Annotated in this window: 19 protein-coding genes; 6 read left to right on the plus strand and 13 right to left on the minus strand. The window is 72.7% G+C overall.

What is annotated here, in order from left to right; all coding sequences use genetic code 11:
* Positions 1 to 29: 29 nt before the first annotated feature.
* Positions 30 to 581, minus strand: coding sequence for an RNA polymerase sigma factor (locus IO36_RS08685; RefSeq protein ID WP_037617812.1), 552 nt, complete (start codon positions 579 to 581; stop codon positions 30 to 32).
* A 46-nt stretch (positions 582 to 627) separates the two neighbouring features.
* Here IO36_RS08685 and IO36_RS08690 point away from each other — a divergent pair, with 46 nt between their 5' ends.
* From IO36_RS08690 to IO36_RS08700, 3 genes are all read left to right on the plus strand, one after another.
* The gene (locus IO36_RS08690; protein WP_037617814.1) at positions 628 to 2,034 is read left to right on the plus strand and encodes a serine/threonine-protein kinase; all 1,407 of its coding nucleotides are present in this window, start codon (positions 628 to 630) and stop codon (positions 2,032 to 2,034) included.
* 143 nt (positions 2,035 to 2,177) lie between these two features.
* On the plus strand, positions 2,178 to 2,927 hold the full coding sequence (locus IO36_RS08695; RefSeq protein WP_051900167.1) for a DUF4232 domain-containing protein: 750 nt from the start codon (positions 2,178 to 2,180) through the stop codon (positions 2,925 to 2,927).
* 418 nt (positions 2,928 to 3,345) lie between these two features.
* On the plus strand, positions 3,346 to 4,602 hold the full coding sequence (locus IO36_RS08700) for a polysaccharide deacetylase family protein (RefSeq protein WP_037617816.1): 1,257 nt from the start codon (positions 3,346 to 3,348) through the stop codon (positions 4,600 to 4,602).
* Between the two features lie 54 nt (positions 4,603 to 4,656).
* On the opposite strand, the gene IO36_RS48890 is transcribed toward IO36_RS08700, so the two are convergent.
* The 3 genes from IO36_RS48890 to IO36_RS08715 form a co-directional block, all read right to left on the minus strand.
* Positions 4,657 to 6,978, minus strand: a complete 2,322-nt coding sequence (locus tag IO36_RS48890) for a ricin-type beta-trefoil lectin domain protein (RefSeq protein WP_280923719.1) — start codon at positions 6,976 to 6,978, stop codon at positions 4,657 to 4,659.
* Between the two features lie 499 nt (positions 6,979 to 7,477).
* A complete protein-coding gene (locus tag IO36_RS08710; protein WP_037617818.1) occupies positions 7,478 to 8,446 on the minus strand; it encodes an aldo/keto reductase in 969 nt (322 codons plus the stop codon).
* An 82-nt stretch (positions 8,447 to 8,528) separates the two neighbouring features.
* A complete protein-coding gene (locus tag IO36_RS08715) occupies positions 8,529 to 9,302 on the minus strand; it encodes a nuclear transport factor 2 family protein (protein WP_037617820.1) in 774 nt (257 codons plus the stop codon).
* Positions 9,303 to 9,507: 205 nt separating this feature from the next.
* Here IO36_RS08715 and IO36_RS08720 point away from each other — a divergent pair, with 205 nt between their 5' ends.
* Together IO36_RS08720 and IO36_RS08725 are read left to right on the plus strand one after the other, a co-directional pair.
* A complete protein-coding gene (locus IO36_RS08720; protein ID WP_037617822.1) occupies positions 9,508 to 10,041 on the plus strand; it encodes a methylated-DNA--[protein]-cysteine S-methyltransferase in 534 nt (177 codons plus the stop codon).
* A 163-nt stretch (positions 10,042 to 10,204) separates the two neighbouring features.
* Positions 10,205 to 12,559 carry an ATP-binding cassette domain-containing protein gene (locus tag IO36_RS08725; RefSeq protein WP_037617825.1) on the plus strand — a complete coding sequence of 785 codons (2,355 nt, stop codon included), beginning with the start codon at positions 10,205 to 10,207 and terminating at the stop codon, positions 12,557 to 12,559.
* Positions 12,560 to 12,739: 180 nt separating this feature from the next.
* Here IO36_RS08725 and IO36_RS08730 read toward each other — a convergent pair whose 3' ends face one another.
* From IO36_RS08730 to IO36_RS08750, 5 genes are all read right to left on the minus strand, one after another.
* A complete protein-coding gene (locus IO36_RS08730) occupies positions 12,740 to 13,543 on the minus strand; it encodes a lysophospholipid acyltransferase family protein (protein WP_037618544.1) in 804 nt (267 codons plus the stop codon).
* 380 nt (positions 13,544 to 13,923) lie between these two features.
* Entirely contained in the window at positions 13,924 to 14,694 is a 771-nt protein-coding gene (locus IO36_RS08735; protein ID WP_037617826.1) for a GNAT family N-acetyltransferase, read from the minus strand.
* A 265-nt stretch (positions 14,695 to 14,959) separates the two neighbouring features.
* On the minus strand, positions 14,960 to 15,709 hold the full coding sequence (locus IO36_RS08740; RefSeq protein WP_037617828.1) for a succinate dehydrogenase/fumarate reductase iron-sulfur subunit: 750 nt from the start codon (positions 15,707 to 15,709) through the stop codon (positions 14,960 to 14,962).
* Positions 15,706 to 17,664: a fumarate reductase/succinate dehydrogenase flavoprotein subunit gene (locus tag IO36_RS08745; protein ID WP_037617830.1), complete on the minus strand. Its 1,959-nt coding sequence runs from the start codon at positions 17,662 to 17,664 to the stop codon at positions 15,706 to 15,708. Before IO36_RS08745 ends, IO36_RS08740 begins: the two co-directional genes overlap by 4 nt.
* Before the next feature lies 1 nt (position 17,665).
* Entirely contained in the window at positions 17,666 to 18,337 is a 672-nt protein-coding gene (locus tag IO36_RS08750) for a succinate dehydrogenase (RefSeq protein ID WP_037617832.1), read from the minus strand.
* A 120-nt stretch (positions 18,338 to 18,457) separates the two neighbouring features.
* Between IO36_RS08750 and IO36_RS08755 the strand changes: the two genes are divergently transcribed.
* Positions 18,458 to 19,348, plus strand: a complete 891-nt coding sequence (locus IO36_RS08755) for a LysR family transcriptional regulator (protein ID WP_037617834.1) — start codon at positions 18,458 to 18,460, stop codon at positions 19,346 to 19,348.
* A 25-nt stretch (positions 19,349 to 19,373) separates the two neighbouring features.
* On the opposite strand, the gene IO36_RS08760 is transcribed toward IO36_RS08755, so the two are convergent.
* From IO36_RS08760 to IO36_RS08775, 4 genes are all read right to left on the minus strand, one after another.
* The gene (locus tag IO36_RS08760) at positions 19,374 to 20,153 is read right to left on the minus strand and encodes an oxidoreductase (RefSeq protein ID WP_037618547.1); all 780 of its coding nucleotides are present in this window, start codon (positions 20,151 to 20,153) and stop codon (positions 19,374 to 19,376) included.
* A 215-nt stretch (positions 20,154 to 20,368) separates the two neighbouring features.
* Entirely contained in the window at positions 20,369 to 22,504 is a 2,136-nt protein-coding gene (locus IO36_RS08765) for a putative bifunctional diguanylate cyclase/phosphodiesterase (protein ID WP_037617835.1), read from the minus strand.
* Positions 22,501 to 23,313: an SAM-dependent methyltransferase gene (locus tag IO36_RS08770; RefSeq protein ID WP_037617838.1), complete on the minus strand. Its 813-nt coding sequence runs from the start codon at positions 23,311 to 23,313 to the stop codon at positions 22,501 to 22,503. The genes IO36_RS08765 and IO36_RS08770 overlap by 4 nt, the downstream gene beginning before the upstream one ends.
* 454 nt (positions 23,314 to 23,767) lie before the next feature.
* Entirely contained in the window at positions 23,768 to 24,709 is a 942-nt protein-coding gene (locus IO36_RS08775) for an SCO0930 family lipoprotein (protein WP_037617839.1), read from the minus strand.
* Between the last annotated feature and the right edge of the window lie 124 nt (positions 24,710 to 24,833).

Here is a 24,833-nt window from a genome sequence, read left to right on the forward strand (position 1 = left end):
ACCACCGGTCGGCGGTCAGCGGTCAGCGGTCAGGAAGCGTCGGAGAGCCAGGGCCTGACCCTTCTGCGGGCCTCGTGCAGACGGGACTTGAGGGTGCCGAGCGGGATGCCGACCCGCTCGGCCACCTCCGCGTACTCGAGCTGGCAGATGTCGCGGTAGACCAACGGCTCGACCAGGTGCGGATGTTCGCGTTCCAGGCGCTCCAGCGCTTCCAGGAGGTCGATCCTGGAGCCCGCGATGACACTCGTGGTGCGCGGATCGACGTACCGGGCGGCGTCGATGGCCTCGGGTGTCTCGGCGGCCCGCCGCCTCAGCTCGCGGTACTTCTGCCGGGCGCAGTTGGCGACCACCGTGTACAGCCAGGTGCTGAACCGGCTGCGGCCCTCGAACGACGTGATGTTCCGGGCGACTTGGAGCAGAACGTCCTGGGCCGCCTCCTCGGCGTCCTCGCGGCAGGGCAGGAACCGCCCGCATCGCCGTACGACCTCGGGCCGGACCTGCCGGAGCAGTACGTCGAGCGCCGCCCCGTCACCGGCCGCCGCCCGCAGCGCGAGCTCCTCGGCCCCCGCCGCGTCCCCCACCTGGCGCTCCCCTCGATGCGGATCAGAGGCCAGGCATGATAGTCGTATGCACTCCCTGGAGCGGATCGGCCGCTACCGCCTCGAACGGCGCCTGGGCGCCGGTGGTTTCGGCGTCGTCTGGCTCGCCCACGACGACGTCCTCGACGCGGCCGTCGCCATCAAGGTGCTCACCGAGAACTGGGTCGACCGCCTCGACGTCCGGGAACGCTTCCTCTCCGAGGCCCGGCTGCTGCGCAAGGCCGGCTCCAGCAGGGTCGTCCAGGTCTACGACATCGGCGAACTCCCGGACGGCAGGCCCTACTTCGTCATGGAGTACGCCGACGGGGGCACCCTCGCCGACCGGATCGAGGCCGGACCGCTGCCCGTCGCCGAAGCCCTGCGTCTGACGGCACTCGCCGCCCGGGGCGCCGCCGCGCTGCACACCGCCGGGATCGTGCACCGCGACATCAAGCCGTCCAACGTCCTGCTGCGCTCGACGCCGGGCGGACCCGACCGGGTGCTGCTGGCCGACCTCGGGCTCGCCAAGAGCCTGGCCCAGGCCTCCGGGCTCACCATCGCGGCGGGCTCGGCCGGTTACGCCCCGCCCGAGCAGACCGGCCCCGGCTCGGGGATCGACGCGCGGGCCGACGTGTACAGCCTGGGCGCCCTCGGCCACCACCTGGTCACCGGTTCCGTCCCGGGCCCGCCCGGCCGGGTCGAACGCCCCGACCGGCTCCGTACGGACGTCGGCCCGGAAGCCGCGCGGGCGCTGGTGCGCGCCATGGAGCCGGACCGGGAGCGGCGCTGGCCGACCGCGGACGCCTTCGCCGCCGAGCTCGAACGGCTGGCCGGGGAGGCCGAGGCCGGACGCGCCCTCCCCGCACCCCGGCCGGACCGGCCCGTCCGGCGCCCACGGCGCGCCGCGCTCCTCGCGCTGACCGGCGTCGCCGTGGCCTGCGCCGTCGGCGTCGGCGCCGTCCTGCTGCGGCACGGGCCGGCGGCGAAGACCGTCGCGGTCGAGGACGGCACGGGCCGGATCGCGATCAAGGTGCCGGCCTCCTGGGGCGGACAGCTGCGCGACTCGGGGTGGAATCCCCGGTCCCTGGGACTCACGGCCGGTTCGGAACCCGGGCTCGTCGTCGCGAACCGCCTGGCGGGCTGGACCGATCTCCGCGCCGGCGTCGACGGAGCCTTCGTCGGACTGAGCAAGCACGGCGACGTGACCGCCGCGGTCCGCGCGATCACGCACCCGGGGTGTCACTACGCGGGAAGCCGTCCGTACTCCGGAGCGCGCTGGCACGGTCTGATACGGACCTGGGACGGCTGCCCGGGCGGGGACGGCCGTGTCACCGAGGCCGCGCTCGGCGCGGCGGGGGGCGGCGCCCGACCTCAGGTGTACGTCCAGATCCGCCAAGAGAGCGGCACCGGCGACACCGCCGACGGGGTCATCGGCTCCTTGCGGCTCGCCCCCTGATCCTGGGCGGGCGAAATCCGGTGGAATCCGCCGGACATCCCGAGAACTTTTCGGTCCCCGGGCGCATCCAAGAGTAGTGACGAGGGGCACCACGCCCCCGCAGGTGCGACGAGCTCGTACGGAGATTTGCAAGGAGTGGTGACATGTCGACCTTCCCGCGCACGGTGGCGGCCCCGGACAGCCCCGGCACGGTGTCCGCGCGCCGCGCATCGCCCGCCGCCCGGCGGGCCGCGCTGCTCGCGGGTGTCGCCCTGATGGGCCTGCTGACCGCCTGCAACAACGGCACCCCGCAGGGCTCGCCGAAGACCCTTCCCGGCACGGCCGGACCCGCTTCGGGCGGTCCGAGCACGAAGGCGGGTTCCACCCCGGCGGCCAGCCCGGTCGCGAGCACGCCCGCGAAGAAGACCGGAACGGGGACGGGGACCGGAAAGGGGTCCGCCTCCGCGACGGCCACCGCCGGCGGTGCCGCCGCCTCCGGGCGCTGCCACACCTCGGAACTGCGCGCCTCCGTCGGCCGCAACGACCCGGGCGCCGGCCAGGAGAACTTCCCGGTCGTCCTCACCAACAAGTCGGGCCGCACCTGCACCGTGCGGGGCTACCCCGGTGCGGCGTTCGTCGACGCGTCCGGCAAGCAGCTCGGACCCGACCCGCAGCGGTCGCCGGGCACGCCGACCACGATCGTGCTCGCGCCGGGACGCAGCGCCTGGTCGGGCCTCACCTTCTCCAACCCGGAGATCAGCGGGGCGAACACGGCGACGCCCGCGTCGCTGATCGTGACGCCGCCCGACGAGCTGGACTCCCTGACCGTGGCATGGACGCAGGGAAAGGTGCCCGTCTCCGGCAACGCGTCCTCGGTCCGTCTGACGGTCCTCAGCCCCGGCACCGCCCCCTGACCGGACGCCCGCACCGGCCGCACCGTCGCCCGTGACGGCGGCGGAGCGGCCCGGAACCACCACCGGTGCGGGTGCCGGCACCCGCACCACCGCACCACCGCACCACCGCACCACCGCACCACCGCACCAACAGTGGCAGCAGTGGCAGCAGGCACCGGCGACGGCGACGGCGACGGCAACGGGGCGGCCCCGTCCGGGCACCCCGCCGTCGCCGTGCCCTACGGCTCCCCCGCTCCACCAACCGCCCCTCGGGCAACGCGATATGTCACAGAACGGAAACACGTCCCGCTTCCCGCGACCCTTTCCGGAATTTCGCGCATCACACCGTTTGACGCACCCCGCGAACGGCGCGCGTCGTACGGACGAAGCCACCGGCCCCACGACCCCGGCCGGTGCCCAGAACCTCGGGGGATGAACGATGAGCGGTGTATCGCGCAGGCGGCTGCTGACGGCGACGGCGTCGGCGGGCGCGCTCGGAGCGCTGTCGGCCTGCTCGGCCAGGGACTGGTCCATGGGAGGCGGCGGCGAGGTCCGCGCGCGCCCCGTACCGGTCCGGAAGATCGGGGACGGCTCCACGGCGGACACCGGACCCCAGCCGAAGCAGCCGAAGACGACGCGGCTGAAGCCCGGTGAACGTCCCCCGCAGTTCGTGGTGTTCTCCTGGGACGGCGCGGGCGAACTGAGCAACAAGCTGTTCTCCCGGTTCCGCGAGGTCGCCGCCCGGCACGGGGCGTCGATGACGTTCTTCCTCAGCGGCATCTACACGCTGCCGGAGTCGAAGAAGCACCTCTACCGCCCGCCGCAGCACCCGGTCGGCGCGTCCGCCATCGGCTATCTCTCCGACCGGCACATCCACGCCACACTCCAGCAGATACGCGCGGCCTGGCTGGAGGGACACGAGATAGGCACCCACTTCAACGGTCACTTCTGCGGCGAGGACGGCGTCCGCCGCTGGTCGCCCGCCGAGTGGCGCAGCGAGATAGAGCAGGCCAAGTCGTTCGTGAAGGAATGGCGGACCAACACGGGGTTCACCGACCTGGAACCGCTGCCGTTCGACTACGAGAAGGAACTGACCGGCGGCCGCACTCCCTGCCTGGAGGGCCAGTCGAACCTGCTGCCGACGGCCGCCGCCCTCGGCTGGAAGTACGACGCCAGTTCGCCCGGCGGTCTCCAGATGTGGCCCTCGAAGGTGCAGGGCGGCAAGATCTGGGACTTCCCGCTCCAGTCGATCCCGTTCCCCGGCCACTCCTTCCAAGTCCTGTCCATGGACTACAACCTGATGGCCAATCAGTCGAACTCCAACCCGCTCGGCGACCGTACCCGCTACGCCTTCTGGCGCACCCAGGCCCGTGACAGCTACCTCGCGGGCTTTCGCCGCGCCTACGAGAGCAACCGGGCCCCGTTCTTCATCGGCAACCACTTCGAGCGCTGGAACGGCGGCATCTACATGGACGCCGTCGAGGAGGCCCTGACCCGGATGGCGGCGCACGACGACGTCCGCATGGTCTCCTTCCGCCAGCTCGTCCAGTGGCTGGAGGCCCAGGACCCCGCGGTCCTGCGGAAGTTGCGCACGCTCGAACCGGGCCGGTCACCGCTCGGCGGCTGGGCGGAGTTCCTGGGTACGGCGGGACCGTCGGACTCCGCCACCGCGTCGGCCGGCGCCCCGTCGTCCTGACGGACCGGGCTCGGGCGGCCTACGGGGTCCGGGCTCCTGCGGCCGCCGGTGCTCTCACCGGTGGCCGCCCCGGCCCCCTCCGCCGAACGAGCCGTCGCCGAAGCCGGACCCGGTGCCGTATCCGCCGTCCCGCGCCGCGTCGCCCCACCCGTCGCCCGGGCAGCCGGCCGACGTGGAGGCGCAGGAGGTGCCGGACGGTTCCGCGGAAGGAGTTGCCCGGCCGGAGGCCGTTGCCGTCGGGGTCGGCGTGGGAGCGGCGTTGGGTGCCGTCGCCGACGGGGAGGACTTCCGCTTGCCCGAGCCCTTCGCGTCACCCTCCGTGGAGTCCCAGTTGACGACCTCCAGTTGGAGCGAGGGCGCCGATCTGTCGAGTGTCCAGCGCTGGAGCGGCACGTTCTCGCGGACCTTGAGGACGAGCGCCGAGTCCCCGCTGTCCGCGGCGGGTGCGAGGGCCAGATCCGGGGTCCCGCGCGGTACGAGCAGGCCCCTGGAGGTGAAGTCGTAGCGGAAGCTCTGCGTGGCGGACTTCGGTGAACCACTCGCCGAACCCGCCGACGGGCCCGTGCAGGCGGCCAGTTGGACCGAGTAGCCGAGGTGCGAGTCGAGGCACAGGTTCGGGTGGTCCGCGACGCGCATCATCTTGTCCGTCCCGTACGACCAGTCCGTGGCCGACTCCGAGGAGCACGGGACGAGCCGGGCCTCGGTACCCGGCGCGGGGTCCGAGCCGACGAGGCCGACGCACTGTCCGGTCGCGGTGTTGCGCAGCCGGCCGCGCAGAACACCGTCCTTCTTCTCCCCGTTGCGGGCCCACGACGGGCTCGTGCCCCCGCTGGGCGCCGCGGAGGTGTGGCCGTCGTCGTCGGTGCCGTTGCCGGGGTCCGAGTCGGACGCCCACAGGATCAGCGGGACCGCGACCAGGGCGCTGAGGGTCAGTACGGCGAGGGTGACGTTGCGGCGTCCCGGGGTGCGCCGCGAGGCCTTGCGCCCGGCGGCCCGGCGGGAGGCGCGTGGTCCCGGAGCGGTCCGGGACGCGGACCGGCGGCGCGCGCGAACTCCGTCCCCGTCCCCTGCGGGGGCGTCCTCCCCGGACGGGACCTCCGGCAGCTGCGCGGTGGCCTCGTCGGCCGCGGACGCGGTGCCGGGGAAGGGGAAGCCGTCCGTCGCCGTGCGCGGGGGAAGGCCGGGCGGCCGTACGTCGTCGGCGTCGGGCCGGAACTCGACGATCTCGGGGGTACCGCCGCCCGGGCCCCCGGCGGCGCCGAAGGCCGTACCACCGTCCGCGCCCATGAACGGGGAACCGGCACCATCGTCTCCACCCGGGAAGACGGAACCCGCACCACCGTCTCCACCCGGGAAGACGGGACCCGCACCGCCGTCTCCACCCGGGAACACGGAACCCGCACCGCCGTCTCCGCCCGGGAAGGACGGGCCGGCGCCGGCCGCGCCCGTGAAGGCCGGACCCGTGCCCGCTCCCGCGGCCCCGTCCCCGGGGACCGGGCCGCCGGCGGCATCCGCCGGTCCGCCGTCGAAGGCGGTGCCGGGGCCGCCCGGGTCGCCCTGGGGCTGCCGGGCCGCCGCAGCCGCCGCGGCCCGCTCCCACCGCGAGGTCGCGTACGCCCGGCCACCCCAGCCGAGCACCGCCTCGGCGAGCGGGACGGCGAGATCGCCGTTGAACACGCTCAGCTGCTCGGCCGCGTGACGGCAGTGCCCGCACTCGTCCATGTGGGTGCGCAGGTCGGGGTCGAGGACGGTGCCGCCGCGCCGGAAGGAGACGTCGAGCATGCGGTGGTAGCGGCGGCACTCCTGGCTGGGGGCCAGTTCGTGGTGGATCTCCAGGCATTCCTGGCGCAGCCGTTCCCTGGCCCGCTCCAGTTCCGTGACCGCGTCCTCGGGGAAGATCCCCAGCAGGGCGGCGGGCACCTCGGGCCGTTCGGCCTCCACCTCCCCGTGCCAGAGCAGACAGCGGGCCGGTTCGGGCAGCCGCTGGAACGCCCGGGAGATCAGACGCCGGTTCTCCGGCGGCAGCAGCCGTGCCGCCGCCCGGTCCTGCCCGCCCTCCCCGCCGGCTTCGGCCAGGAGAGCGGGGTCGAGCAGTTCGCGCCGCTGGTCCGCGAGCCACTCGGCCGCGATACGGCGGACGGTGACGAGCAGCTGGGGCCGCCAGGCGGCGCTCGGACCGCCCTGGTGCAGCGAATCCCCGAACAGACGCGTGAAAGAAGCGGTGGTGAGCATTCCGGCGGGACGCACCCCACCGGTGCACAGTCGCGCGTAGGAGAACACCGCCTCCCAGTGGCGGTCCAGGAGTTCTCCGACCGGATAGTTCGCCGACGCGCCTCCCTGCCTCTTCAGCTCGGCCGCGAGCCGTTCATCCGACACCTCGAACAAGCGGTCGGGGTCAGACGAATGAGGCAGCGTTCCGTCATTCACGTCCGCTTTCCTTCCAAGGGCAGCGCGCCGAATAGTCCATACCAGTGGGTATGTGGACCGCCCGTCGGAACCGGAGGGTCTGCCCGCTGGGGGTGACGTCGCGAACCACCACCTCCGGCGGTCCTTTCGGGCGAGGGGGTGCGGGGGCGCCACACGCGCGCAGAACGAAACCACTATTGTCTGCACGCCGACAACGCCCACCTTTGCACAGGTCGGCGAGCCGGAACAAGTGAACCCCGATTTTCCCTTATCGCGATGCGCGGGGCGGATATTGAATAAATGTCAGCCGGTTCGCTCCAAAAGAAATTCGGAAACCCGGCGGTCCGCCCTTCCGTCCGATGTCTCCGCAATGGGAGCGCTCTCACGCGCTCATCGGAGCGCCTTTCCGCACGGAATTCCCAGGTGAGCGGGCCGGGCCCGGAGGCCCGGACCGGGCGGAGACGGGGTGTCAGTGACCGCTGATCGCCCGGGGGGTGTACGGCTCCTCCAGCTCCTCGGTCTCCTTCTCCGAGAGTTCCAGGCCGAGCGCGGCGACCGCGTCGTCGATGTGCTCCTCCCGGGTGGCGCCGACGATGGGCGCGGTCACCCCGTCGCGCCCCAGCAGCCAGGCGAGCGCGACCCGGGCCCGCGGCACCCCCCGCCCGGCGGCGATCCGCGCGACCGCGTCCACGATCTCGCGGTCGCCCTCCTGATACAGCTTCCGGCCGAACGCGTCGCCCCGGCTGCGTTCGGTGGTCGTCTCCCAGTCGCGGGTGAGCCGGCCCCGGGCGAGCGGGCTCCACGGCAGGACACCGACCCCCTGGTCGGCGCAGAGCGGCAGCATCTCGCGCTCCTCCTCGCGGTACAGGAGGTTGTAGTGGTTCTGCATGGACACGAACCGCGTCCAGCCGTGCAGCGTGGCCGTGTACTGGGCCTTGGAGAACTCCCACGCGTACATCGAACTCGCCCCGAGATAACGGACCTTGCCCGCCTTGACCACGTCGTGCAGCGCCTCCATCGTCTCCTCGACGGGGGTGTGGTGGTCGTAGCGGTGGATCTGGTAGAGGTCGATGTGGTCCGTGCCGAGGCGGCGCAGGCTGTTGTCGATCTCCGTCATGATCGCCTTGCGCGACAGACCGCGGCCGTTGGGGCCCTCGTGCATCGCGCCGTTGACCTTGCCGGCGATGACGATCTCGTCGCGGCGCGCGAACTCCCCGAGCGCCCGTCCGAGGATCTCCTCGCTGGTGCCGTCCGAGTACACGTTGGCGGTGTCGAAGAAGGTGATCCCGGACTCCAGGGCCCGGCGGATCAGGGGGCGCGAGGCGTCCTCGTCGAGGGTCCACGCGTGGACGCCCCGGTCGGGCAGGCCGAAACTCATGCAGCCGAGGCAGATCCGGGACACGTCCAGACCCGTGGAACCGAGCTTCACGTAGCGCATGCTCACTCCTGCTCTCGCTGCCGTGGGGTGGGAGGGGGAGGTCCGAGGAGACATCCCTGCCCGCCGCGGGCGTCCGGCAGCCCTACGCGACCGGGGCTTCCACGTCGTCGTACACCCGTGCCGACGCGATCAGGCCATCGGCGCCGCGGACACAGACCGCGAGGCCCGGCTGCGGCGGCAGTCCGGTGCCGCCCCAGCGGTCGAGGACGTACTCGAAGGCGCTGCGGGTGCCGTCCTCGGTCAGGGTGCACAGGGTGAGCGGGATGCCGCCGCCCGCGGCGAAGAAGGCGTCGTAGAGCGCGGTCAGCTCCCCGGTCCCGGTGTGCGGGTGCGCGTCGGCGGACGGCCCGCGGAAGGACCCGTCCGGCGCGAAGGCGGCGACGACGGCCGCGGTGTCCCCCGCGGCGAGGGCCGCCAGATAGGCGCCCACCACGTCCGAGGCACGCGCCGACGGGTCCGGCGGCACCATCGGGCGGCGCACCACGTGACGGCCGCCCAGCGGCAGCCGGGAGTGGTGGATCCGTACGGGCAGCGGGGAGGCCAGGTCCACGGCGGCGGCCACGGGCAGCCCGACCCGCGCGCCGTCCTCGCCCTCCAGATGGACGACCCACTCCCCCACGGCCCGCTCCTCGCCGAACGTGGTCGCGACCTCCTCGATCTCCGCCTTGCGTTCCGCCCGGAAGGTGTCCTGGACGGCCAGCCAGGCCTCCAGGACCCCGACCCCGCTGATCCGGCCGGCCTCCGGATCGTCGAGCGCGACGGGCACGGTGGCCGCCGCCGGGTCGCGCAGGGCGTCGGCGAGGCCGGCGGCGCCGAGCCGGTCGACGAGGTCGGAGATCTGCGGGATCCAGACCATGGGGACTCCTGTGCCGTACGGAGTGGTCGACTTCGATCGTGGGCCCGCACCGGCCCCGGCGCGACCCCAGCGGCCGGCGGCCCGTCCCGTACGGTGGCCCGGGGCCGCCCGCCCAGCGCTCTGTCCGAATCCCGCCGGACGGAGGGCCGCGCAGGGCGCACCGTAGGGGGTGAAGACGCCGGCAGACCTCGAAAGGACCGGACCGATGACGGTCTACACGACCATGGACAGCCCGCTCGGCCGACTGCTGCTGGTGGGTGAGGCGTCCGCGACCGCCCGGGGCGGCACCGCGCTCGCCTCGCTGTCCGTGCCGGAACAGAAGCGCGGCGCGGTCGTCCAGGAGGGCTGGCACGAGGACGCGGACGCCTTCCGCGAGATCGTCGCCCAGCTGCGCTCGTACTTCGACGGCCGACTGACCTGCTTCGACATCGAGTACGTGACGAGCGGAAGCGAGTTCCAGCAGCGTGTGTGGAAGGCCCTGGAGACCGTCCCGTACGGCACCACGGTCAGCTACGGGGAGGTCGCGGCGCGGATCGGCGCCTCCAGGGCCGCCGTCCGTGCCGTCGGTACGGCGATCGGGGCGAACCCGCTGCTGGTGGTCCGCCCCTGCCACCGGGTGATCGGCGCGACCGGGGCGCTCACCGGCTACGCCGGAGGCCTGGAGCGCAAGCGACAGCTGCTGGAACTGGAGAACGTGCCCGGTGGACGGCCGCCGGGCGGGGGTGACCTGCCGTCCTGACCGGCGCCGGCGCGTCCGGGTCACGGGGCCCGACCGGCACCGGCGCCCCCGGGTCGCGGGGTCGGAGAGGCCCTGGGATCGTGGGGTTCGCCCTCTGCCCCGCCGACGGCCGGGCCGCGGACCACCGGCCCGCGGTACGGGCCGCCCCCCAGGAGTCCCGCCGATGCCCAGCCCCGACGGCCGCCCCCACGACTCCCGCGTCCGCGTCCGAGGCGCCCGGGAACACAATCTGCGGGGCGTCGACGTCGACATCCCGCGGGACCTGCTCGTGGTGTTCACGGGCGTGTCCGGGTCCGGGAAGTCGTCGCTGGCCTTCGGCACGATCTACGCCGAGGCGCAGCGGCGGTACTTCGAGTCGGTCGCCCCGTACGCGCGGCGCCTGATCCACCAGGTCGGGGCGCCGAAGGTCGGGGAGATCACCGGGCTGCCGCCGGCCGTCTCGCTGCAGCAGCGCAGATCGGCGCCCACCTCGCGGTCGTCCGTCGGCACGGTCACGAATCTGTCCAACTCCCTGCGGATGCTGTTCTCGCGTGCGGGCGAGTATCCGGCGGGCGCCGAGCGGCTCGACTCGGACGCGTTCTCGCCGAACACGGCCGCCGGGGCGTGCCCCGAGTGTCACGGTCTGGGCCGGGTGCACCGTACGACGGAGGAGCTGCTGGTCCCCGATCCCGCGCTGACGATCCGCGAGGGCGCGATCGCCGCCTGGCCGGGTGCCTGGCAGGGCAAGAACCTGCGGGACATCCTCGACACGCTCGGCCACGACGTGGACCGGCCCTGGCGCGAACTGCCCGCCGAGGAGCGGGAGTGGATCCTGTTCACGGACGAGCAGCCGGTGGTCACCGTGCATCCGGTGCGCGAGGCCGACCGGATCCAACGCCCTTACCAGGGAACGTACATGAGCGCCCGGCGCTATGTGCTGAAGACCTTCTCGGACACGAAGAGCGCGACCCTGCGGGCCAAGGCCGAGCGCTTCCTCGCCACCGCTCCCTGTCCGGCGTGCGGCGGCAGCAGGCTGCGGCCCGAGGCACTTGCGGTGACGTTCGGGGGGCGGACCATCGCGGAACTGGCCGCGCTGCCGCTGACCGAGCTCGCGCGGTCCCTCCCGGCCGGATCCGAGACCGCCCGGGTGCTGACCGAGGATCTCGCGGCCCGTATCGCCCCCGTGGTGGAGCTCGGACTCGGGTACCTGAGCCTCGACCGGGCCACTCCCAGCCTCTCGGCGGGCGAACTCCAACGCCTGCGCCTGGCAACGCAGTTGCGCTCCGGGCTGTTCGGTGTGGTGTACGTCCTCGACGAGCCGTCCGCCGGGCTGCACCCGGCGGACACCGAGGCGCTGGTGACGGTGCTGGAGCGGCTGAAGGCGGCGGGCAACTCGGTGTTCGTCGTGGAGCACCACTTCGACGTGGTGCGCGGCGCCGACTGGCTGGTCGACGTGGGCCCGGGGGCCGGGGAACACGGCGGACGGGTCCTGCACAGCGGTCCGGTCGCCGCGCTGGAGGGCGTCGGGGAGTCGGCGACGGGGCGCTTCCTCTTCGACCGCTCCCCCGGGCCGGCGCGGACCGTGCGCGAGCCCCGGGGCGTGGTGTCCGTCGGCCCGGTCACCCGGCACAATCTGCGCGGGGTCACCGCCGAGTTCCCGCTGGGTGTGTTCACCGCGGTCACCGGGGTCTCCGGCTCCGGGAAGTCCACGCTGATCGGCGAGCTGAGCGAGGAACTCGCGGGCGTCGGACGGCTGGTGAGCGTCGACCAGAAGCCCATCGGCCGGACGCCCCGCTCCAACCTCGCCACGTACACGGGGCTGTTCGACGTCGTGCGGAAGGTGTTCGCCGCGACGGAGGAGGCTTCGGCGCGCGGTTACGGGGTGGGGCGGTTCTCCTTCAACGTGGCCGGCGGGCGCTGCGAGACCTGTCAGGGCGAGGGGTTCGTCAGCGTGGAACTGCTGTTCCTGCCGAGCACCTACGCGCCCTGCCCGGACTGCGGCGGCGCGCGCTACAACCCCGAGACCCTCGAAGTGACGTACCGGGGGCGGAACATCGCACAGGTCCTCGATCTCACGGTGGAGGCGGCGGCGCGCTTCTTCGCCGACGCGGACACCCCGGCCGTCTCGCGCAGCCTCGGCACACTGCTCGACGTGGGTCTCGGCTATCTGCGGCTCGGCCAGCCCGCCACGGAGCTGTCGGGCGGCGAGGCCCAGCGCATCAAGCTGGCGAGCGAGTTGCAGCGGGTACGGCGGGTGCACACGTTCTATCTGCTCGACGAGCCGACGACGGGACTGCACCCGGCCGATGTCGAGGTGCTGATGCGGCAGTTGCACGGGCTGGTCGACGCCGGTCACACCGTCGTGGTGGTGGAGCACGACATGACGGTGGTGGCGGGCGCCGACTGGGTCCTCGATCTGGGCCCGGGCGGGGGTGACGAGGGCGGCCGCATCGTGGCCGCCGGACCGCCCGAGCGGATGGCGACGGCACCGGGCCGAACGGCACCCCACCTCGCCCGCGCGCTGGCCGGCCGTCGCTAGCGGCGGGGCAGCGCTCCGGGCGGACGTCGAAGGTGGTCGCACCCGGGGTGCCGCGCATGCCCAAGGCCGGTACGGCCGCAGGGTGTTGCCGCCCTTCCCGGTCTCAGCGGTGCGTCCCGAGCGGTGGGCCCGGGCCTCCGGAGCACCCCGATGCCGGGGATGCCGCCACCCTTCCCGGTCTCACCCGTGCGTCCCGGACGGTGGTCCGGGGTCGCCGGTGCACCCCCGTGCCGCCTCGGCCAGGGAACGGCGGTCCCGGTGGGCTCCTGCCGGGAGCAGGGGGCGGACACTCACCTCGGCCACCAGACCGCGGGCCGAGACCACCCGCCAGAGCGAGGCGAGCAGGGAGTCCTCGCCGACGAACGCGGGCGCGGTGCTCGCGGTTCCGTCGCCGGACAGGTACCGGATGCGGACCGGCTGGACCGGCACCCCGGCGTCCAGCGCGGCCTGGAAGAGGGCCCGGCGGTAGCGGCCCCGGCCCCGGCCGCACCAGGTACTGCCCTCGGGGAACGCGGCGACGGCCGAACCGCCGCGCAGGGTGGCGGCGACCTCGTCCACCGTGCCGGGCAGGGCGCGCAGCCGGTCCCGGTCGATGAAGAGGGTGCCGCCCCGGGCGGCCAGCGCGCCCGCCACGGGCCAGCCCCGCACCTCGGTCTTGGCGACCATCCGGGCCGGGCGGACGGCGGCGAGCAGCGGGATGTCCAGCCAGGAGACATGGTCGGACACGATCAGGACCCCGCCGGCGGGCGGGGCGGCCCCGGTGATCCGGGTCCGGACCCCGGCGGTGTGCACCACGGCCAGGCACCAGCGGCGGATCCACCTCCGCCGCGACCCGTCCGGCAGCCGTGCGATCAGCGGGACCAGGGCGACCCCGCACACGACCACGGCCAGCAGCGCGGCCAGCCGGAGGGCGGCCCGGATCGCGCCCGTCCAGGGGCGCCCGGACTCCACGCAGTCGCGCGGCGAACAGGGCGCGGTGGGCAGCCAGGCACTGGCCGTCCGTACGGGCCCGGCGCCGGTCCTCCGGGGCCGGACGGGACCGGCACCACGCCGCCGCTCGGCCACGGGCCGGACGCCCGGGCGCGGGGCGCGGGCGGGATCGGTGGCGGGAAGCCGGCCATGACCGGCGACGGTCCTCAGGGTCTCGGCGGGGCCGGCGTCGGGCCGCGCGACCCTCACCGGTCCGGCAACCGGCCGCGGGCCCTGGCCGGAACCCGGGGTGGGCCGCGAATCCTCGGAGGGGTCGGGGACGGGCCGTCGGGGCGACGGGACGGCGTCGGCGGGCGGCGCGGGTTCCGGGACCGCGGCGGACCCGGGGCCAAGGAGGGCCGGCGGGTGGGGCGCTCCGGTGCGGGGCGTGCTCATCAGGCGGGGACGAGCGAGAGGAAGTGCCGCAGATAGCGCGGGTTGACCCGGCGCATCGACAGCAGCACGTACAGGTCGGCGACCCCGAAGTCCGTGTCGTGCGCGGGTTCGCCGCACACCCAGGCGCCGAGGCGGAGGTATCCGCGCAGCAGCGGGGGCAGTTCGGTGCGGGCCGGGCGGGCGACGCCCTCGGGGCTCCAGGGCAGCAGCGGACGGACCCGGAACTCCTCGGGGGCCAGGTGCCTGTCCCGGACCCGGTCCCAGGTGCCCGCGGCGAGGGTTCCGCCGTCGGCGAGCGGGACGGAGCAGCAGCCGGCGAGCCATTCGTGGCCGCCGTCGACCATGTAGCGGGCGATGCCCGCCCAGATCAGTCCGATGACCGCGCCGTCGCGGTGGTCGGGGTGGACGCAGGAGCGGCCGACCTCGACCAGGGAGGTGCGTATTCCGGCCAGCGGGCCGAGGTCGAACTCGCTCTCGGAGTAGAGGCGGCCGGCGACGGCGGCACGGTCGGGCGGCAGCAGCCGGTAGGTGCCGACGACCTGGCCGCTGTGGGTGTCGCGGACGAGCAGGTGGTCGCAGTACGCGTCGAAGGCATCGATGTCGAGACCGGGCTGCGGGGTGTTCAGGAGGGCGCCCATCTCCCCGGCGAAGACGTCGTGTCGCAGCTGCTGCGCGGCCCGTACGTCGGCCTCTGTGCGGGCCAGGGTGACGGTGTAGCGGGTGGGGGCGAGGGGCTCGCTCGGGGTGTCGAGGGTGGAAACGCCGGTCATGGCACTCTCCTGGTCACGGGCCGGTTCGGCGGAGGGGAACCCCGTGCTCCAGGGGAGTCGGGAGCCCGGGGTGCGGCAGGCCGGATCCGAACGGTCTGCGCGCTCCTGTTCTTCCGACGCCGGTTGGCGCCTGCGTGACCAGTGCCAGGAGGGCGGATGTGGGGATGCTGAATGACAGGGGTGCCCCGCAAAAGCGAGACGGGACCGGGTATGAGCACCACACCCGGTCCCGCCCGTCCGCACCGTACGGCGAACGACTTCGGCCTTAACGGCGCCCCGCCTTGCGGGTGGCGCGCAGCCACTCCTTGTTCATGGCGGTGATGGAGAACAGCGGGATGCCCTTGGGGCAGGCGGTCGCGCACTCCCCGGTGAGGGTGCAGCCGCCGAAGCCCTCCTCGTCCATCTGCCCGACCATGTCGAGGACGCGGGTCTCCCGTTCGGGGGCGCCCTGCGGCAGCACGTTCAGGTGGTTGATCTTGGCCGAGGTGAACAGCATGGCGGCGCCGTTCGGGCAGGCGGCCACGCAGGCCCCGCAGCCGATGCATTCGGCGTGCTCGAAGGCGAAGTCGGCGTCGGGCTTGGGCACGGGGGTGGCGTGCGCCTCGGGGGCGGCGCCGGTCGGGGCGGTGATGTAGCCGCCGGCCTGGATGATCCGGTCGAAGGCGGAGCGGTCGACGACGAGGTCCTTGACGACCGGGAAGGCGGCGGCGCGCCACGGTTCGACGTCGATGGTGTCGCCGTCGCGGAAGGAGCGCATGTGCAGCTGGCAGGTGGTGGTGCGCTCGGGTCCGTGCGCGTCGCCGTTGATGACGAGGCTGCACGCGCCGCAGATGCCCTCGCGGCAGTCGTGGTCGAAGGCGACGGGGTCATCGCCGGCGAGGATGAGCTCCTCGTTGAGGGTGTCGAGCATCTCCAGGAACGACATGTCGGCCGAGATGCCGTCCACCTCGTACGTGGACATCGCTCCGTCGGCGTCGGCGTTCTTCTGCCGCCAGACGCGCAGGGTGAGCTTCATGCGTAGCTCCGCTGGGTGGGGTGGACGTACTCGAAGACCAGGTCTTCCTTGTGCAGGACGGGAGCGGTGCCGGTGCCGGTGAACTCCCAGGCGGCCGCGTACGAGAACTCCTCGTCGCGGCGGGCCGCCTCGCCGTCCGGGGTCTGGGACTCCTCGCGGAAGTGGCCGCCGCAGGACTCGGCGCGGTTCAGTGCGTCGAGGCACATGAGCTCGGCCAGTTCGAGGTAGTCGACGATCCGGTTGGCCTTCTCCAGCGACTGGTTGAACTCCTCGCCGCTGCCGGGGACCTTGATGCGCCGCCAGAACTCCTCGCGGATCTGCGGGATGCGTTCGAGGGCCTTGCGCAGCCCGCTGTCGGTGCGGGCCATCCCGCAGAACTCCCACATGAGTTCGCCGAGTTCACGGTGGAAGGAGTCGGGGGTGCGGTCGCCGTCGACGGCGAGCAGGAGCCGCAGCCGGTCCTCGGTCTCGGCCAGCACCTCCTGCACGGCGGGGTGTTCGTCGTCCAGGGCGTCCTCGGCGCGGTGCGGGTGGCGGGCGAGGTAGTCGTTGATCGTCGCCGGCAGGACGAAGTAGCCGTCGGCAAGGCCCTGCATGAGGGCGGAGGCGCCGAGCCGGTTCGCGCCGTGGTCGGAGAAGTTGGCCTCGCCGATGGCGAACAGGCCGGGGACGGTGGTCTGGAGGTCGTAGTCGACCCACAGTCCGCCCATCGTGTAGTGCACGGCGGGGTAGATCCGCATGGGCACGGTGTACGGGTCCTCGGCGGTGATCCGGGCGTACATGTCGAAGAGGTTGCCGTACTTCTCCTCGACCGCGGCCCGGCCCATGCGCCGGATGGCGTCGGCGAAGTCGAGGTAGACGCCCTGGCCGCCGGGGCCCACGCCCCTGCCCTCGTCGCAGACGTTCTTGGCGGCGCGGGAGGCGATGTCGCGGGGCACGAGGTTGCCGAAGGAGGGGTAGATCCGCTCCAGGTAGTAGTCGCGCTCGTCCTCGGGGATCTCGCCGGGCGGGCGGGTGTCGCCCTGTGCCTTGGGGACCCAGATGCGACCGTCGTTGCGCAGCGACTCGCTCATCAGGGTGAGCTTGGACTGGTGGTCGCCGGTGCGCGGGATGCAGGTGGGGTGGATCTGGGTGAAGCAGGGGTTCGCGAAGAGGGCGCCGCGCCGGTGGGCGCGCCAGATCGCGGTGGCGTTGGAGTTCATGGCGTTCGTCGACAGGTAGAAGACGTTGCCGTAGCCGCCGCTGGCCAGGACGACGGCGTCCGCGAAGTGGGTTTCGATCTTCCCGGTGACCAGGTCGCGGGCGACGATGCCGCGGGCACGTCCGTCGACGACGACGAGGTCGAGCATCTCGGTGCGCGGGTGCATCTCGACGTTCCCGGCGGCGATCTGCCGGGACAGCGCCTGGTAGGCGCCGAGCAGGAGCTGCTGGCCGGTCTGGCCGCGGGCGTAGAAGGTGCGGGAGACCTGGACGCCGCCGAAGGAGCGGGTGTCGAGCAGGCCGCCGTACTCGCGGGCGAACGGCACGCCCTGGGCGACGCACTGGTCGATGATCTCGACGGAGATCTGCGCCAGGCGGCGGACGTTGGACTCGCGGGCCCTGAAGTCGCCGCCCTTGACGGTGTCGTAGAACAGCCGGTGCACGGAGTCGCCGTCGTTGCGGTAGTTCTTGGCCGCGTTGATGCCGCCCTGGGCGGCGATGGAGTGGGCCCGGCGCGGGGAGTCCTGGAAGCAGAACTGGACGACGTGGTAGCCCTGTTCGGCGAGGGTGGCGCCCGCGGAGCCGCCAGCGAGGCCGGTGCCGACGACGATCACGGTGTGCTTGCGGCGGTTGGCCGGGTTGACCAGCTTGGCCTCGAACCGGCGCCTGTCCCAGCGCTCTTCGACCGGTCCGGCCGGCGCCTTGGTGTCGGCGACCGGCTCCCCGGTCGTGAAGTGGGTGTATTCGGTGGTCATTTCAGCTCACCACTCCGGTCATGACGCCCACGGGTACGGCGATGAAGCCGGCCGTGAGCAGCGCTGCGAGGACGTTGGCGACGGTCTTCAGGGCGCGGTCGCGGGTGCGGCTGCCGGCCCCGAGGGTCTGGGCGGCGCTCCAGAAGCCGTGCCGGACGTGCAGGCCGAGCGCCAGCATCGCGACGATGTAGACGACGTCGCCGTACCAGGTGGAGAAGGTGTCCACGACGTTCTGGTACGGGTGGCCCTCCTGGAAGCCGCCGGAGTGCACGGTGCCGGTGGTCAGGTCGAGGAGGTGCCAGACGATGAACAGGCCGAGGATGACCCCGCCCCAGCGCATCGTGCGGGTGGCGTAGCTCGCGCGGCGCTTCTTGTGCGCGTAGCCGCTCGGCCGGGCCCTGAGGTCGCGGCGGCTGAGCTGGTAGGCGGATGTGGCGTGGGCGACCACGGCGACGACCAGGACCACGCGGACGAGCCACAGGGTCCAGCCGTAGTGCATGAAGGGTTCGCCGACGGTCCGCAGCCAGTGGGCGTAGTGGTTGAACTCGCCCGCGCCGAAGTAGATCTTCAGGTTCCCGATCATGTGGGCGACCAGGTAGAGCAGCATGATCAGGCCGCTGACGGCCATCACGGTCTTCTTGCCGACGGAGCTGTCCCACACGGTGCGTGCCATGGACGGCCGTCGGTCCGTCCGCGTTGCCAGAGCCATGGGAAGAGACGGTAGGCCGCCGGGAACCGATCAGTCCAAGACATGGAACGGCTCGTTTCCATAGCGATGAGCTATCGTCGGGGGGTGCAGTTCCAGCAGCTCCAGTACTTCGTGGCCGTCGCGGAGACCCGGCACTTCACCCGGGCCGCCGACCTCGTGCATGTCGCGCAGCCCTCGCTGTCCCAGCAGATCAAGGCGCTGGAGCGGGAATTGGGGGCCGATCTGTTCCTGCGGGCGCGGGGGAACATCACGCTCACCGACGCGGGCGAGGCCCTGCTGCCGCTGGCCCGGCGCATCCTCGCCGACGCGGACACGGCCCGGCACGAGGTCCAGGAGCTGGCCCAGCTGCGCAGTGGCCGGGTGCGGCTCGGCGCGACCCCGAGCCTGTGCACCGGTCTGCTGCCCGACGTGCTGCGCGCCTTCCACGACCGCTATCCGGGCATCCGGCTGCTCATCGAGGAGGGCGGCTCGCACGATCTGGTCCGGGGGCTCGCGCGCGGCGCCCTCGACCTGGCGCTCGTCGTCCTGCCCCTGCCCACCCCCTCCCCCGCGCTGACCACGGTGGAGCTGCTGCGCGAGGACCTCGTGGTGGTGTCCTCGCCTGAGGCGTCCGTGCCCGGCGGCGGCAACGGCCGGCGGACCGTGCGGGTGGCCGATCTGGAGGGCGAACGCCTGGTGATGTTCCGGCACGGCTACGACCTGCGGGAGCTGACCGTGGCCGCCTGCCGCGCCGAGGGTTTCGAGCCCGACTTCGCGGTCGAGGGCGGTGAGATGGACGCGGTCCTCGGCTTCGTCCGGGCCGGTCTCGGGGTGGCCGTCGTGCCGCGCATGGTGGCCGCGCGGTCGGGGGCGGGGCTGCGGGTGACGCCGCTGGCGCCGCCCGGTCTTGAGCGGACCATCGCCCTGGCGCACCGCAGCGACGTGGCACCGCCCCGGGCGGCCCGGGAGCTCCAGCGGATGCTGCTGGAACGCTGACGGCGGACGGTGCCCCGCCCGGAAGTCACCAGGTCGGGATGAGGCCGCCGTCGATGACGAAGTCGCTGCCGGTGATGTTGCGCGCGCGGTCCCCGGCGAGGAACAGGACCAGTTCGGCCACCTCGGACGGCTGGGAGAAACGGCCGGTGACGGTCGCGCCGGAGGCCTTGGCGACCACGTCGCCCGGGCTGCCCCCGACGACGGCCGAGACCGTCTCGGCCACGCCCCCGCCGCCGAGCCACAGGTCGGTCTCCACCGGTCCCGGGCTCACGGTGTTGACGCGGACGCCCTTCGGGCCGACTTCCTTGGACAGCGCCTTGGAGAACGCCACCAGGGCGGCCTTGCCCGCGCTGTAGTCGACGACCAGCGGGTCGGGCAGGGTGGCGTTGACCGAGGCGATGGTCACGATCGAGCCCTCTCCGGCGGACAGCATCGCCGGCAGGGCCGCACGGGTGACCCGTACGGCCGTCAGGAGGTTCAGATCGAGGGTGCGCCGCCACTCCTCGTCGGTGACCGACAGGAAACCTCCGGTGCGGGCGGGGGCCGTACCCACGTTGTTGACCAGGACGTCGATGCGCCCGCCCGCCGCCTCGACGAGCCGGGCCGCGGCCTCCGGTTCGGCGAGGTCGGCCGCCACCCAGGTCACGTTCCCCTTCGCCGCCAGGGCGTCGAGGGCCCCGGAGCGGCCGCGGGAGCCGGCGATCACCCGCGCGCCCGCCCCGGCCAGCGCCTCCGTGACCGCGAGTCCGATGCCCTTGCTGGCTCCGGTGACGACGGCCGTCCTGCCCTGAAGTTCGGTGCTCATCCGTCTCAGCTCCATGTGTGGGAGGTCCTCCCGTCCATGAGACCCACCGGCGGGCCCGGGCGCGAGGCGTGGGGCGACGCCTCCCCGCCCGCCATACCCGTCGAAGGGCGTCGGGACGGGAGGCGTTCCGCGGGTCCGGACGTTCCGCGGGTCCCGGGTGGCCCGCCCCCGAGCGGCACGCCTCCGCCGGGGAGGCGTGCCGGGCGGGACGGGCTTCAGCCGACCGCGTCGACCAGCGCCAGTTCGTGCAGTCGCTCGGGCGGGCCCGGACGGGCGTAGTACCAGCCCTGGGCGGTGTCGCAGCCCAGGATCCGCAGCTGTTCGGCCTGCGCGCCCGTCTCCACGCCCTCGACCGTCACCGCCAGGTCGAGGCTGTGGGCGAGCGAGACGATGCCCTCGACGATCTTCAGGTCGACCGGGTCCGCCGGGAACTGCTGCATGCCCTGGGTGAAGGACCGGTCGAGCTTGAGAATGCTGACGGGCAGCCGGCGGAGGTTGGCGAGGTTCGAGTACCCGGTGCCGAAGTCGTCGAGCGCGATGTCGACGCCCATCTCGGCGAGCCTGCGCAACGGCTTGAGCAGATCGTCGTCCGCGCCGATCAGCGCGGACTCCGTGACCTCCAGGCACAGGGCCTGCGCGTCGAGTCCCTCGCGCTCCAGGATGTCGACGGTGTCCTGGACGAGACCGGGGTGGGTCAGCTGGCAGGGCGAGAGGTTGACGTTGACGCGCAGCGGGCCCGCGTCGGAGTTCCGCTCCTGCCAGCTGCGGGCCTGGCGCACCGACTGCTCCAGGACCCAGCGCCCGAGCGGCACGATCAGTCCGGTGTGCTCGGCGAGCGGGATGAACCGGTCGGGGCCGAGGACCCCGTGCTGCGGGTGCAGCCAGCGCACCAGCGCCTCCGCGCCGCGCACGCTTCCGTCCCCGAGGTGCACCAGCGGCTGGTACTCGATGAAGAACTCGCCCCGGTCCAGGGCGGCGGGGAGGGCGGTGGTGAGTCCGTTGCGGGTGATGGCGCGGGCGTCGGCCTCGGGGTCGGCCAGCTCGAAGCGGTTGCCGCCCGCGGACTTGGCCCGGTACATCGTGATGTCGGCGCTGCGCAGCACCTCGGCGGCGCCGCGCTCCCCGGCCGGGCCCTCGACGACGCCGACGCTGCCGCGCACGGTCAGGTCACGGCCGTCGATGCTGATCGGGGTCACGAGCGCGTTCATGATGCGCCCGGCCAGCTCGTCGACCTCGCGCTCGGTGCCCGGGCCGGTGGTGAGGGCCACGAACTCGTCGCCGCCGAGCCGGGCGACCATCTCGCCGGGGGCGGTCGCGCAGGACTGGAGCCGGTCGGCGACCTCGACGAGCAGCCGGTCGCCGGCCGCGTGCCCGAGGCTGTCGTTGATGGTCTTGAAGCCGTCGAGGTCGAGGTAGCAGAGCCCGAAGCGCTGGCCCTCCCCCGCGGCCAGCGCCTTCTCCAGGCGCTCGAAGAACAGGGTCCGGTTGGGCAGTCCGGTGAGGGCGTCGTGGGTCGCCTCGTAGCGCAGCCGCAGGTTCAGCAGCCGCCGCTCGGTCGTGTCCTCCATCAGCGCCAGCTGGTACTGGGGTTCACCGTCCGCGTCGCGCAGCAGGGAGACGGTCAGGTTGGTCCACAGGGCCGTGCCGTCGGGGCGGTAGAACGCCTTCTCGACGTGGTAGTGCTCGCGCTCGCCGCGCACCAGCTCCTCGTAGAGCCGCCACACCTGAGGGGCGTCCTCGGCGTGCGTCCACTCGGTGACCTTGCGGCCGCGCATCGTCTGCTCGGAGCCGCCGAACATGCGCAGCAGGGCTCCGTTGCACTGGAGGATGTTGCCTTCGAGGTCCGCGATGCCGATGCCTATGGCCGCGCCCTCGAACACCGCGCGGAAGCGGGCCTCGCTGTCGTGCAGCGCCTCGGCGACGGCGCTGCGGGCGGTCAACGCGGCCTGGGAGATGGCCTGCTGCTCGGTCAGGGTGCGCTCGCGCAATGCCTCCGCGTAGCCGGCCGCCATGGCGTGCTGGAGCCGGGCGGAGCGGGTCCGCAGCGCCTCTTTGGGGCCGTCCTCGCCGCAGTAGAGCACCAGATACGCGTCCACGCAGTCGAGGGCCCGGCTGAGGGCCTCGGGGTCGGTGCAGTGCGCGGCGACGAGGGCCGCGCCGACACCGCGCCCCTCCGCCGCCTCGAAGGTCCGGGCCCGCAGGGCCTCGCTCAGCCGCCGTGCGAGCGGGAGCAGTTGTTCCTCGAACTCGGGCCGGGTCAGCGAGGTGGAGGTGACGGGGAAGACCGCACGGCTCCAGATCGTCGCGAACCGGCGGAGTCTGTCCTCCGGCCCGTCCGGCTCGGCCCTCACGCGGTGCGTCCCACGCCGCCGAACCCGGAGAAGGAATAGGGATCCTCGTCCTCGGGTGCCGTGTCGGGCCGCCAGTCCGGCATCGGCACCAGTCCGGGTTCCACCATGTCGTACCCCTCGAAGAACCGCGCGATCTCGTCGCGCGTGCGCATGATCAGCGGGTTGCGGATGTCCTTGTAGACGTCGACCGTGCCCTCGGCCTGCTCCCGCGGGAGCGGAATCCCCTCGAACGAGGCATGCGTGACGACGAGCATGCTTCCCGGCGCGAGGGCGTCGCGCAGTTCGGCCACCGCCCGGTACGGGTCGTCCGCGTCTTCCACGAAGTGAAGTATGGCAACGAGAAGCAGGGCAACCGGCCTCTTCAGGTCGATCAACCGCTGAACCTGGTGACTCCCCAGGATTTCTTGAGGCTTGAGCAGATCCGCGGCGACGACGTCCGCGTCCTCGTTCTCCCGCAGGACGGCCTGACTGTGTGCGACGGCAACCGGATCGTGGTCGACGTAGACGACGCGCGCGCCGGGCCGGGCGGACTGGGCGATCTCGTGGACGTTGCCGAACGTCGGGATGCCGGAACCGATGTCGAGGAACTGGTCGATGCCCTCGCCGGCCGCGTACCTGACCGCCCGGCGCATGAACGCCCGGTTCGCCTGCATGATCTTGGGAAGGCCCGGCATGAACTCCATCGCCTTGCGCGCCGCTTCCCGGTCGACCTCGAAGTTGTGCGAACCGCCCAGGTAGTAGTCGTATATCCGGGAGACGCTCGGACTTGAGATGTCAATGCTGCGAGGGGCCCAGGCGGGACGCTCCATCTATCTCTCCAAGGCGTAGGCGACGGCACGGACGATCCGGTGTTCGAGCTGAGGCTACTGATCGCCCGCCAAAGGAGCGAGTCAAACCGGAAATTGACCGTCCGTTCCACGTCACTGCCTCAGGCACGTGCCCGATTGGCAACTGCGAACGTATACGTCGCACACCACGCAGGGCCGCCGCGAAATCATTGCGAAGCGTTCCAAAAGGCTCCGCGGGGTCACGAAGCGTGTCCAAGTCCCCGACCGGACCGGACCGTTCTTTCACATCCGGGCCACAGCCCGGATCTTTCACGTTCCGGCGACGGCCGAAAAGGTTCGGCCAGGCAGGGGCGCGCGGGCGCCCGTTCCGCCGGCGCCGGGCACACAAGGGTCCGCCCCCTCCGGTGGAGGGGGCGGACCCTGGGCGGCGCGTCCTCTTCGGGCGAACCGGTCGACCGTGGGGTGTCGAACTGCCCTACTTGGCGGCGCCGACCGGCTTTCCGTCGGGCGAGACGGCGTACCACGTGCCGCCCACGCCCTGGCCGTTGGTGTCACCGGGGGCGCTGTCACCGGAGAAGGTGTAGATCGGCCAGCAGTTGACCGTCATCTGCTTCACGCCGTCGGGGCGGGTGAAGCCCATCAGGCCCTTCTTCTGGACGCCCTTGGTGTCGTTCGCGGAGACCGGGGCGACCGCGGGCCACTTCTCCAGGCAGGCGCCGGTGCAGGCCGACTTCGAGACGGGCCAGGCCTGGTCCTTCATGAAGCGGTAGACCGTCATGCCGTTCTTGTCCACGACGATGTCACCGAGCTTCGGGTCCTTGCGGACCGACAGACCCGGCAGGGCGGCCAGCGTGGCCTTCTTGCCATCGGGAGCGGAGGCGAACCAAGTGCCGCCCACGTTCTGGCCGTTGGCGTCGCCCGCCTTGGTGTCCTTGGCGTAGCGGTACATCGGCCAGCCGCCGATGGTCAGCTGCTTGGAGCCGTCGGCGCGGGTGACCTCGCCGAGCAGGGCCTTGTCGACACCGGTGGCGGCCTCGGCGCCCTCGGCGGGCACCGGCGGCCAGGCGGTCGCGCAGGCGCCGTCACAACTCGACTTCGGCGGCTCGGCGGTGTCCTTGTCGAAGCGGTACAGGGTGAATCCGGCGCCGTCGGTCAGCACCTTGCCGAGCTTGGCGCTCTCGGTCACGGTGAGATTGCCGGCAGCCGCCGGCTTGGCCGCGGCGCTCTGGTCCTTGGAATCGGCTCCGTAGCCGTTGCCCGCACCCGCGGTGGTGCTGGTCCCGTAACCGCCCGCCGCCGACGTGGCGCCCACGTTCTGGGTGCCCGTAGAAGCGTTTTCCTGACCACACGCCGTCGTGAGCGCCAGCACGGCCGCAGCTGACGCTACGAGTGAGGCGCTCCGCCAGGAGGTCTTCATTGGTAACTCCCGCTGTTCGCATAAGTGTTGCAGCGCCCTGCAGCGCCGCGCATGGCCCTAGGTACGGGCGGGAGGTGCAGGAGTGTTCAAACGGGCCTCAAATTTCTTTCGGAAGTCCCTGATG

This window comes from Streptomyces aureus (assembly GCF_000725495.1).
GTDB classification, from domain to species: Bacteria; Actinomycetota; Actinomycetes; order Streptomycetales; family Streptomycetaceae; genus Streptomyces; species Streptomyces aureus_B.